Source organism: Lactobacillus rodentium (genome assembly GCF_003423665.1).
Classification (GTDB): domain Bacteria; phylum Bacillota; class Bacilli; order Lactobacillales; family Lactobacillaceae; genus Lactobacillus; species Lactobacillus rodentium.
The window spans coordinates 1-9,130 of record NZ_BFBY01000016.1; the positions used below are offsets into that span (position 1 = coordinate 1).

Annotated in this window: 4 protein-coding genes, 26 tRNA genes and 2 rRNA genes; all 32 read right to left on the minus strand. The window is 36.3% G+C overall.

All coding sequences use genetic code 11. From position 1 onward, the window contains the following. Nucleotides 1-160 (minus strand): 16S ribosomal RNA (locus tag LrDSM24759_RS07175); the annotation flags it as partial. Nucleotides 161-679: 519 nt separating this feature from the next. After that, nucleotides 680-2,746 carry an LTA synthase family protein gene (locus LrDSM24759_RS07180; RefSeq protein WP_117118812.1) on the minus strand — a complete coding sequence of 689 codons (2,067 nt, stop codon included), beginning with the start codon at nucleotides 2,744-2,746 and terminating at the stop codon, nucleotides 680-682. Nucleotides 2,747-2,832: 86 nt separating this feature from the next. Continuing rightward, nucleotides 2,833-3,846 carry a lysylphosphatidylglycerol synthase transmembrane domain-containing protein gene (locus LrDSM24759_RS07185; protein ID WP_117118813.1) on the minus strand — a complete coding sequence of 338 codons (1,014 nt, stop codon included), beginning with the start codon at nucleotides 3,844-3,846 and terminating at the stop codon, nucleotides 2,833-2,835. Continuing rightward, nucleotides 3,846-4,889: a glycosyltransferase family 4 protein gene (locus LrDSM24759_RS07190; protein ID WP_117118814.1), complete on the minus strand. Its 1,044-nt coding sequence runs from the start codon at nucleotides 4,887-4,889 to the stop codon at nucleotides 3,846-3,848. Before LrDSM24759_RS07190 ends, LrDSM24759_RS07185 begins: the two co-directional genes overlap by 1 nt. Then, nucleotides 4,876-6,048, minus strand: a complete 1,173-nt coding sequence (locus LrDSM24759_RS07195) for a glycosyltransferase family 4 protein (protein WP_117118815.1) — start codon at nucleotides 6,046-6,048, stop codon at nucleotides 4,876-4,878. The genes LrDSM24759_RS07190 and LrDSM24759_RS07195 overlap by 14 nt, the downstream gene beginning before the upstream one ends. Nucleotides 6,049-6,166: 118 nt before the next feature. After that, nucleotides 6,167-6,250, minus strand: a tRNA-Leu gene (locus LrDSM24759_RS07200). 33 nt (nucleotides 6,251-6,283) lie between these two features. Then, a tRNA-Cys gene (locus LrDSM24759_RS07205) sits at nucleotides 6,284-6,354 on the minus strand. Between the two features lie 73 nt (nucleotides 6,355-6,427). Next, a tRNA-His gene (locus LrDSM24759_RS07210) sits at nucleotides 6,428-6,500 on the minus strand. A gap of 15 nt (nucleotides 6,501-6,515) precedes the next feature. Then, a tRNA-Trp gene (locus LrDSM24759_RS07215) sits at nucleotides 6,516-6,586 on the minus strand. A 7-nt stretch (nucleotides 6,587-6,593) separates the two neighbouring features. Beyond that, a tRNA-Tyr gene (locus LrDSM24759_RS07220) sits at nucleotides 6,594-6,675 on the minus strand. Nucleotides 6,676-6,679: 4 nt separating this feature from the next. Further along, a tRNA-Phe gene (locus tag LrDSM24759_RS07225) sits at nucleotides 6,680-6,752 on the minus strand. Nucleotides 6,753-6,757: 5 nt separating this feature from the next. Beyond that, nucleotides 6,758-6,830: transfer RNA gene (locus LrDSM24759_RS07230), tRNA-Asp, on the minus strand. A gap of 3 nt (nucleotides 6,831-6,833) precedes the next feature. Next, nucleotides 6,834-6,907: transfer RNA gene (locus LrDSM24759_RS07235), tRNA-Met, on the minus strand. 8 nt (nucleotides 6,908-6,915) lie between these two features. Further along, nucleotides 6,916-7,006 (minus strand) — tRNA-Ser (locus LrDSM24759_RS07240). Nucleotides 7,007-7,028: 22 nt separating this feature from the next. Next, nucleotides 7,029-7,100: transfer RNA gene (locus tag LrDSM24759_RS07245), tRNA-Glu, on the minus strand. Nucleotides 7,101-7,514: 414 nt separating this feature from the next. Further along, nucleotides 7,515-7,604: transfer RNA gene (locus LrDSM24759_RS07250), tRNA-Ser, on the minus strand. Nucleotides 7,605-7,606: 2 nt separating this feature from the next. Beyond that, nucleotides 7,607-7,681, minus strand: a tRNA-Ile gene (locus tag LrDSM24759_RS07255). A 4-nt stretch (nucleotides 7,682-7,685) separates the two neighbouring features. Then, nucleotides 7,686-7,756, minus strand: a tRNA-Gly gene (locus LrDSM24759_RS07260). 16 nt (nucleotides 7,757-7,772) lie between these two features. Beyond that, nucleotides 7,773-7,845 (minus strand) — tRNA-Phe (locus LrDSM24759_RS07265). Between the two features lie 6 nt (nucleotides 7,846-7,851). Beyond that, a tRNA-Asp gene (locus tag LrDSM24759_RS07270) sits at nucleotides 7,852-7,924 on the minus strand. Between the two features lie 3 nt (nucleotides 7,925-7,927). Continuing rightward, nucleotides 7,928-8,001, minus strand: a tRNA-Met gene (locus LrDSM24759_RS07275). A gap of 27 nt (nucleotides 8,002-8,028) precedes the next feature. Continuing rightward, a tRNA-Ile gene (locus LrDSM24759_RS07280) sits at nucleotides 8,029-8,102 on the minus strand. A gap of 5 nt (nucleotides 8,103-8,107) precedes the next feature. Further along, a tRNA-Met gene (locus LrDSM24759_RS07285) sits at nucleotides 8,108-8,181 on the minus strand. A 21-nt stretch (nucleotides 8,182-8,202) separates the two neighbouring features. Continuing rightward, nucleotides 8,203-8,276, minus strand: a tRNA-Pro gene (locus LrDSM24759_RS07290). 5 nt (nucleotides 8,277-8,281) lie between these two features. After that, a tRNA-Arg gene (locus tag LrDSM24759_RS07295) sits at nucleotides 8,282-8,355 on the minus strand. Nucleotides 8,356-8,364: 9 nt separating this feature from the next. Then, nucleotides 8,365-8,450: transfer RNA gene (locus tag LrDSM24759_RS07300), tRNA-Leu, on the minus strand. Nucleotides 8,451-8,462: 12 nt separating this feature from the next. After that, nucleotides 8,463-8,534 (minus strand) — tRNA-Gly (locus LrDSM24759_RS07305). A gap of 18 nt (nucleotides 8,535-8,552) precedes the next feature. Further along, nucleotides 8,553-8,625, minus strand: a tRNA-Thr gene (locus LrDSM24759_RS07310). A gap of 24 nt (nucleotides 8,626-8,649) precedes the next feature. Beyond that, nucleotides 8,650-8,731 (minus strand) — tRNA-Leu (locus LrDSM24759_RS07315). A gap of 20 nt (nucleotides 8,732-8,751) precedes the next feature. Continuing rightward, a tRNA-Lys gene (locus tag LrDSM24759_RS07320) sits at nucleotides 8,752-8,824 on the minus strand. 3 nt (nucleotides 8,825-8,827) lie between these two features. Next, nucleotides 8,828-8,900: transfer RNA gene (locus tag LrDSM24759_RS07325), tRNA-Val, on the minus strand. 8 nt (nucleotides 8,901-8,908) lie between these two features. Continuing rightward, nucleotides 8,909-9,025, minus strand: a 5S ribosomal RNA gene (gene rrf / locus LrDSM24759_RS07330). Nucleotides 9,026-9,130 lie beyond the last annotated feature (105 nt).

Sequence of the window (9,130 nt, forward strand, 5' to 3'; positions counted from 1 at the left end):
TTGGGCAGGTTACCCACGTGTTACTCACCCGTCCGCCGCTCCCTTGTATCTGGTTTCATTTGGTGCAAGCACCAAAATCATCCAGGCAAGCTCGCTCGACTTGCATGTATTAGGCACGCCGCCAGCGTTCGTCCTGAGCCAGGATCAAACTCTCATTTCCCATAAGAAATGAGCTTGAAATAGCTCATGATATTTTTTTGATTTGTTATCACAAATTTATTGCTTGCGAATTGACTTCGCTTATTGATTGGGGTTAAAAACCCCGCACACTTTTCAGCGAAACTTTGTTCAGTTTTCAAGGTACTACCAGCTGACTAAGTCAGCTTAATAATTATAACACACATATTTTCATTATGCAAGAACTTTTTTTGAATTATTTTTCAAAAGAAATTTAAAGCTTGCAGTTGAATTAGTGCTTTATAATTGTAACAAAAATGTAATAATTTTGTCAAGAACTTTTTCCATTTTTTTTAAAACATTTTTGCTTGCTTCGACCAGCGAAGCTTATTAATTATACTATAGATATCTTCTTAATGTCAAGCATTAATTTTATCTATTTTGTTATTACTTTCGTAACAACAGTTTATTATTATACACAGCTAGTGAGATCTTGACAAGACCCTTTTCCTTTTTTAATCAATAAAAAAAACAAAAGTTTTAAACTTTTGTTTTTCTTATCTTATTTCAATTCAGGAGCATCAGTTTTAAAATCATCTTTTGTGGATTTTTTTCCATTTTGATAATATAAACTATTTTTCTTCTTTCGTTCTTCTTTCTTAAGTTTTCTAAGTGATTCTTTCTTTTTATATGAATAATTTTTCTTTTTAACCGGTTCAAAATCAGGTGGAGTATAGAATCTGAGTAAATCTCCAGTTATCACTCTATCAGATAGTGATAATTCACTAGTAACAGTATTAGAAATTGAAGCAAGTTGCTCACGGACTGCTTTATTAGGATGTCTAATTCTCTTACCAGTCTTAGTGTAATAATAAGTTCCTTCTACTCTACTATATTCAGGTGTAATAAAATCTCCATTTCTCTGGGCAACAATTTGCGGAGCATTTTTGGCGAGAAGACTATGACCAAATTGAATATAATTTTTGTCGTCTACGCCTAACAAGTTGAATAAAGTCGGTCGAACATCAATTTCTCCACCATAGGTATGATTTATTCCACCCTTTAAGCCAGGCATATGGAACATTAATGGGACACGCTGGAATTGCAAATTATCAAAGTCATTAAAATTAGTTTCACCTAATAATTCTGCTGAAGCCTTATGGTGGTTACCAGATATTCCGTAATGATCACCATAAAGCATAATTAATGTATTCTTATCTAAACCTGTTTTTTGAAGATAAGTCATTAATTCACCAATGGCTTCGTCTAAATAGTGTGCTGTTTGAATATATCCATCAACTGTCTCATCACCTGTTTTAGTTTTTCCAATGGTAGTATCTTCTTTATTTAAATCATAGGGATAGTGATTGGTAACAGTAATCATTTTTAAATAAAACGGTTGAGGTAAATGTTCAATATACTTCACAGATTGATCAAAAAAGATTTTATCTTTTATTCCATACCCATTATAATAACCCTTTTTATTTGTATAGTAACTTAATGGCATAAAATAATCATAGCCAAATGATTTATAAGCATTATCTCTATTCCAAAAAGATCCGGCACCTCCATGCATTACTGCACTAGTATAACCCGCTTGTTGTCCTAGAATGGCTGGCGCAGACTGAAATGTATTTGTTGTTCCATAACTTGACATTGCAGAGCCAGATTGAAGTCCAAACAAAGAATTTTCAATCATCATTTCTGCATCAGATGTCTTACCTTGACCTACTTGATTGAAAAAATTATCGAAACTAATCGTATCATTTGCATGATAAATCTTATTTAAGTTAGGTGTAACCTCTTTACCTTTATATTTATAATCAATTAAAAACTGTTGAAAACTCTCTAGGTGAATTACTAAAACATTTTTTCCTTTTGCTACACCATAATATGCAGGATTAGGGGCAATATAATTTTTCTTAAGATAATTTTGAACTGCTTTTAAATCATTATGATTAGCCTTGGCCATGACAGATTCAGTCTGAGCTGTTTTTACCCCATCATATACTGCAAAAGCATTCATCCCCAAATATTTAACAATATAATTGTTATCAAAAGTACGAGTTAAGAGTCCTGAACGATCAGACTGGGCCATTGTTAAATTCAAACCCAATAAACTAATTGCAAGTACTTCAATTAAAGCAGGTATTCTAAATTTTAATCTTTTAACATCAATTTTAAATACCTTAAATACAATTAAAATGATAATAATAATTACGTCAATAAAACATAAAAAATCAGTACCATGTGTTATACCCACGATACTTTTCCCCAAGTTATCTGAAGTTGAACCGGATGTTTTTATAATTGACATCGATAGAAAATCAGAGAACTCTCGATAATATAAAATATTAGAAAATAACCATAAAGATAATAGAAAATCGATAATAACCATTATCCAATATGATTTTCTTCCTTTAAAAAATAGTCCAATTCCAATAAGTAAAATTGCAGCTGGTAAAGGATTAAATAAAAGTAAAAATTCTTGCATCGGGCCTACTACGCCCAAATTAAACTTCGTCTTATAAATTAAATATGTTTTTATCCAAAAAAGAACGACAACAAAACTAAAAAATCCTAATTTAGTTTTAAAAAGCCAGTTATATAAGGATTTAAGGTGAGCCATAATTTCCTCCCTCAAAATTACTCTTTTTTGATAGTACTACTAATCTTAGTAAAAAAGAACGTATATTTGATAAATTTTACAGATAATTATGCTTTTACTTTTTTCGGTTTAAACATCCAACCAAATATTCCTAGAATCATTCCAAAGAAGTATGTTGTAAAGCGCCATAGAAACATTCCTAAAACTAATAAAATGTTGGAGTTAATAAATGTAGAAAATAATGTTTGAAAACTAAATTCTGCACCACCTGAAGCCCCTGGAATAGGAATAATCGCCATAAACATAATTATCATGATATTCATTTGCGTTACGTCAACCCAAGATGTTGAGATATTCAATGCCAACAAAATTAAATATGGAATTGAATAAAAACATAGCAATTGACCGATAGTTAACGCTGTAGCACCAATAAGTTTCTTTTTTTCACGCTTTAAATTTTGACCTTCATTATAAAAAGAATCAATTTGATTCATTGTACTTTTACGCCATTTGTTTACAGTATCCTTCTTAAAAAACTTTTCTAATAAACGCATGATCCACAAAGTAGCCTTCTTTGTCCAAGAATACGCAAACATAATTGCCAGTAAGAAAATGATAGAAGATATATGAATTATAAATCCTATTAAGATAAACAGTGCTAATCCTTTAAATTTATCTATAACCAAATGAAATCCAAAAGCAATTGTAGAAACATAAGCAAAGAGTACACAAATTTGATAAATGATAAACTTCATTAGCAAAATCGAAGTTGCTCTACCACCTTCGATTCCCATTTGAATCATTGCTACTAACTGAGAAGGTTGTCCTCCAGTCGACATTGGTGTAATTGCATTAAATAGTGCCTGTATCAAAGGAATTCTAAAAAATGACCATTTTGAACGTTTGGGTTCATTCTTTTGATGCTCTAAAACGGCAATAATACTAGCCTCAAAAACATACGATAATAGCATAGCTCCCAAAACTAGCAAGAAAAAGAAGACATTTATATTTTTAGCTGCAGTAATTAATTGATGAATATTGATAGTTTTTAAATCATGATAAAGTACTGCTCCACTAATGGCTAATACAATTAATACGCCCACTAAATGTTTTTTATTCATTATTTAATTTGTCCTAATTTTTTTCCAATTTCATATTGTGACATATAAAATTCATGCCAAATTTTTGCTAAATTTTCTTCAGAATATTGTTCACTAGCTTTTTTAGAAAGTAATTTATATTTTGCTAATAGTTCTGGATGCTTTGACAAATTTTTAATTTGAGCATTTAACTCAGCAAAACCTCGTCCTTGTACATAATATCCATCAATTATTGCCTTATATAACTCTAAATCGCGAAGTAATACTGGTGTATTAGATGAAAAAGCTTCTAAAACAGACATTGGAAATAATTCATCATATGAGGGAAGTAAAAAAAGATCAGCAATATTTAAATAATTAACTAACTCATTTCGATCAACAATTCCAGTAAATTTTAAATTCTTTGGTGGATTATTGACTAATTCTTTAAGGCGATCGTATCCATCTGTGATCATTCCAAACGAAAAGCCACCTGCCCAGATAAATTGAATATCAGGATTGGCTTGAGCCAATTTAGCAAAATCAGCTACTCCTTTTCTTTCTTGAACTTGTCCATCTCCAAATACAACAAATTTATTTAGGGGAATTCCTAATTTATTTCTAAAAGCATTCTTTTCTTCTTGAGTCTGTTCGTAAAATTCCTCTTTAGAGACAAAATTTGGAATATATTTCACCTTTTCTGGATCAATTCCATAATTGGCAAGTTTATCAATAAACATTGGATTAACAACTACAATTTGATCCATGCGATCATAAAAATCAATTACATATTTATAAAAAACTTTTTTGGCAAAATTAGGTAATTTAATTGATCCTTCTAATGTTTCAGGAAGAAAGTGAACATAACCAATTTTTCTACCACGACTAGGAGAAAAACTATTAGCAAAATAAGTCGGGTTAATTGTATGATAATGTGTTAAATCACTTTTACCATATCTATTTACAGTTACATAAAAATCATCTACTAATTCTCTTCTCATTAAGCGCATTAATTCATTATAAGCAGAGCCAACACCTTGCCCTTTTACTGAATCGGCTTCAGAAAACATATTAATTCTTATCATTTTTTACCTCATTTGTCTTTAAATCGTTAATTGCATCTTCATAAAATTTCTCAACATTTTCACCAAATGAAGCTGCAGTGACTTTATTCAAGGTCTTATCAAGAACATCTTGTGGAATTGAAAACTCTTTTTTATTTAAAAGCTCGATAATTTCTCTCCTCATTTCATCCTGAGTTTTAAATATTCTTCCCAATTCAGGCTTATCAAATATTTCTTCAGTATAATCAGTTTTAAAAACTACACACGGTGTTCCAGCTGCTAAAGCTTCAATATAGGTTAATCCCTGTGTTTCTGTATCACTAGCAGATACAAATAAGTTGGCCATCCGATAATAGTTTCCTACATCACTATGTTCGACATTGCCACTAAAAATAACTTGATGAGTCAAATTTAACTCCCTAGTCAAGGATTTTAAGTCCTCCATAGCAGGTCCATCACCAGCAATCACTAATTTTACTTGAGGAATTTTTTTGATAATTTGAGGCATACTTTCAATCAATTGATCTATCTTTTTTTCTGGTGCTACTCGACTTAGAGTTAAGAGAATAATATCATCTTCTGACAAGCCTAGATCTTGTCTTACATTTCTTTTTGGATTTTCATTGATGCTATTTAAATCCACTCCAGTAGAAATTATTCTCATTGGTGTTTTAACTCCATAACCCTTTAAGGTTTTCTCTGTTTGTTCACTGGGAGCAATAACGCCTTGCATACTATGCAAATAAGCCTTAATAAATTGTTTTACATGATATGGCTTCAAAAGATGGCCATTTAGCACATAATGTAAATAATCTTCATAATTAGTATGGTAAGTATGAATAGCGGGTATATTCAAAGATTTAGCAACATATTTTCCAATCATTCCCATTGAGAATTCAGTTTGGGTATGAACAATATCTAACTGCACTTCTTTTGCGATCTTAGTAGCCTGAAAAACGCCTCTAAAAGCAATTCTTCTATCGGTGAAAGATACAAAAGGAACACTTGCTACTCGAAACACATTGGGTTCTATTGCTCCCTTGGGTAAATGAGGATCAGTAGTAGTAAAAATAAATACTGAATGTCCGCGATCCTCTAAAGCATTTTTTAATGTTTGAATTGAAGTAGCTACGCCTGATATTTGTGGAAAATAAGTATCTGTAAAAAGACCAATATTCATAAAAAACCTCCATATAGAGATATTATAAAGATGTTAGTGTCTACATGCAATTTGATACAAAAAAAGACGTGAGTAAAATCTTACTCACGTCTTTTTCGCCAGAATGTCTGAATAACTATAGCGGTGATCGGGGTCGAACCGATACGTCCCAGGGGACACCAGATTTTGAGTCTGGCGCGTCTGCCAATTCCGCCACACCGCCATATTAATAATACAAGTCAGAATATTCAGGCAAAGGCGGTGACCGGATTTGAACCGGTGATCAAGGTTTTGCAGACCCGTGCCTTACCACTTGGCTACACCGCCAAATTCTGATATAAAAAAATTGGGATTATAACTATAAAAGTTACTGCCATCAAGGGCTGAATCCCAATGTTAGGGCGGAATGTGGGGATCGAACCCACGCATGCCGGATCCACAAACCGGTGTGTTAACCGCTTCACCAATTCCGCCGTAAAATATTAAAACAGGGATAGTAGGAATTGAACCCACACTAGCGGTTTTGGAGACCGATGTACTACCTTTATACGATATCCCTATTTAAATGGAGGCCAGTGGATTCGAACCACCGAACTCAGAGAGAGCGGTTTTACAGACCGCCGCGTTTAGCCACTTCGCTAGGCCTCCAGAATGGCGCGAGACGGAATCGAACCGCCGACACAAGGAGCTTCAATCCTTTGCTCTACCAACTGAGCTATCGAGCCATTTACGGTCCCTACCGGATTCGGACCGGTGATCTCCTCCGTGACAGGGAGGCGTGATAACCCCTACACCAAGGGACCATATTGCGGGAACAGGATTTGAACCTATGACCTTCGGGTTATGAGCCCGACGAGCTACCAAACTGCTCCATCCCGCGATTATATAAGGAGGATGTGGGATTCGAACCCACGCGCGGGCAGAACCCGCCTGACGGTTTTCAAGACCGTTCCCTTCAGCCGGACTTGGGTAATCCTCCATTTTAATCCTGATATCAGGAATGACCCGTACGAGATTTGAACTCATGTTACCGCCGTGAAAGGGCGGTGTCTTAACCACTTGACCAACGGGTCGTATTTTTAAGTGCTAACGCAATTATTTATAATACAGAAGTTCGAAATGATTGTCAAGAACTTTTTCAATCTTTTTAACCTCTCTCATCAGCAATATAAATAATACTAAATAGAGATAATTATTGCAAGCATTTTATTTATTTTTTTGATTATTTTGTATTTCTACTTAAACTCAATATACCTGCAAGTTTTAGAATTTAAATGCCCACAAGTATTATAGTACTTACAAAAAGAATGAATGCTAGTTTTCATATATACATGCCAAATATTGATTTTTGTTAAATAAAAATTGAGGGAAGATTATCATATTAAAAACAAAAAAACACTCATATGAGTGTTTTTTATCTTATTTCGGTGGATATTCGGTGGGAAATAAAAAGAATGCTTTTATATCAGCATTCCTAAAGGTATATACGGAGACTGAGAGATTCGAACCCTCGCGCCGGTATAAACCGACCTACACCCTTAGCAGGGGCGCCTCTTCAGCCACTTGAGTAAGTCTCCAATGGGCCTAAATGGACTTGAACCATCGACCTCACGCTTATCAGGCGTGCGCTCTAAACCAGCTGAGCTATAGGCCCATTAAGCGGGTAACGAGAATCGGACTCGCGACTAAAGCTTGGAAGGCTTTCGTTTTACCACTAAACTATACCCGCATAAATAAACAAAGAATGGCGCGGGACGGAATCGAACCGCCGACACAAGGAGCTTCAATCCTTTGCTCTACCAACTGAGCTACCGAGCCATTTTACGGTCCCTACCGGATTCGGACCGGTGATCTCCTCCGTGACAGGGAGGCGTGATAACCCCTACACCAAGGGACCATATTGCGGGAACAGGATTTGAACCTATGACCTTCGGGTTATGAGCCCGACGAGCTACCAGACTGCTCCATCCCGCGATTATAATAAAAAAATAAAGTCCAAAATGGACCTTGTAGGACTCGAACCTACGACCCGACGGTTATGAGCCGTCTGCTCTAACCAACTGAGCTAAAGGTCCAAGTATAGCGGCGGGGGGGATCGAACCCTCGACCTCCCGGGTATGAACCGGACGCTCTAGCCAGCTGAGCTACACCGCCAAAATGTAACAATAGTTACAATCGGGAAGACAGGATTCGAACCTGCGACCCCCTGGTCCCAAACCAGGTGCTCTACCAAACTGAGCCACTTCCCGAAATGTGCACCCTGAAGGATTTGAACCTTCAACCTTCTGATTCGTAGTCAGACACTCTATCCAGTTGCGCTAAGGGTGCATCATTATATGCCGAGGACCGGAATCGAACCGGTACGGTTGTCACCAACCGCGGGATTTTAAGTCCCGTGCGTCTGCCAGTTCCGCCACCCCGGCATGATAATGATAAGCGGAAGACGGGATTCGAACCCGCGACCCCCACCATGGCAAGGTGATGTTCTACCACTGAACTACTTCCGCATAAATATTTAATTGTAATGCCGATTAAAGGATTCGAACCTTCGACCCCCTGTTTACAAGACAGATGCTCTACCAACTGAGCTAAATCGGCTTTGCTCTACCGTAATTGGCGAGATACGGGTGGTGGGACTTGAACCCACACGTCCGAAAACACTAGAACCTAAATCTAGCGCGTCTGCCAATTCCGCCACACCCGCATATTAAAAAATAGGGTCAATGAGTCGTGGCAGTCTCGAACTGCCGACCCTCTGATTAAAAGTCAGATGCTCTACCAACTGAGCTAACGACTCAGATGGAGGATACAGGGTTCGAACCTGTGACCTCCTGCTTGTAAGGCAGATGCTCTCCCAGCTGAGCTAATCCTCCAGGTCTGAGCACGGCAACTTCCTATCCTCGCAGGCAGTTTCCCACCAACTACTTTCGGCGTGGAGAAGCTTAACTTCTGTGTTCGGCATGGGAACAGGTGTATCCTTCTCGCTTTCGCCACCGTACTCTTTTGAGCTTTTACACTCAAAACTAAATATAATCTCTCGCAAAAAACCGCTGAGCCTTTGCTTGGTCAAGTGCTCGACTGATTAGTACTAGTCCGCTCCATA

Excerpts from the sequence above, each read along its gene's own strand:
- LrDSM24759_RS07195 (WP_117118815.1), bottom strand. The coding sequence starts at position 6,048 with ATGAATATTGGTCTTTTTACAGATACTTATTTTCCACAAATATCAGGC.
- LrDSM24759_RS07180 (WP_117118812.1), bottom strand. The coding sequence starts at position 2,746 with ATGGCTCACCTTAAATCCTTATATAACTGGCTTTTTAAAACTAAATTA.
- LrDSM24759_RS07190 (WP_117118814.1), bottom strand. The coding sequence starts at position 4,889 with ATGATAAGAATTAATATGTTTTCTGAAGCCGATTCAGTAAAAGGGCAA.
- LrDSM24759_RS07185 (WP_117118813.1), bottom strand. The coding sequence starts at position 3,846 with ATGAATAAAAAACATTTAGTGGGCGTATTAATTGTATTAGCCATTAGT.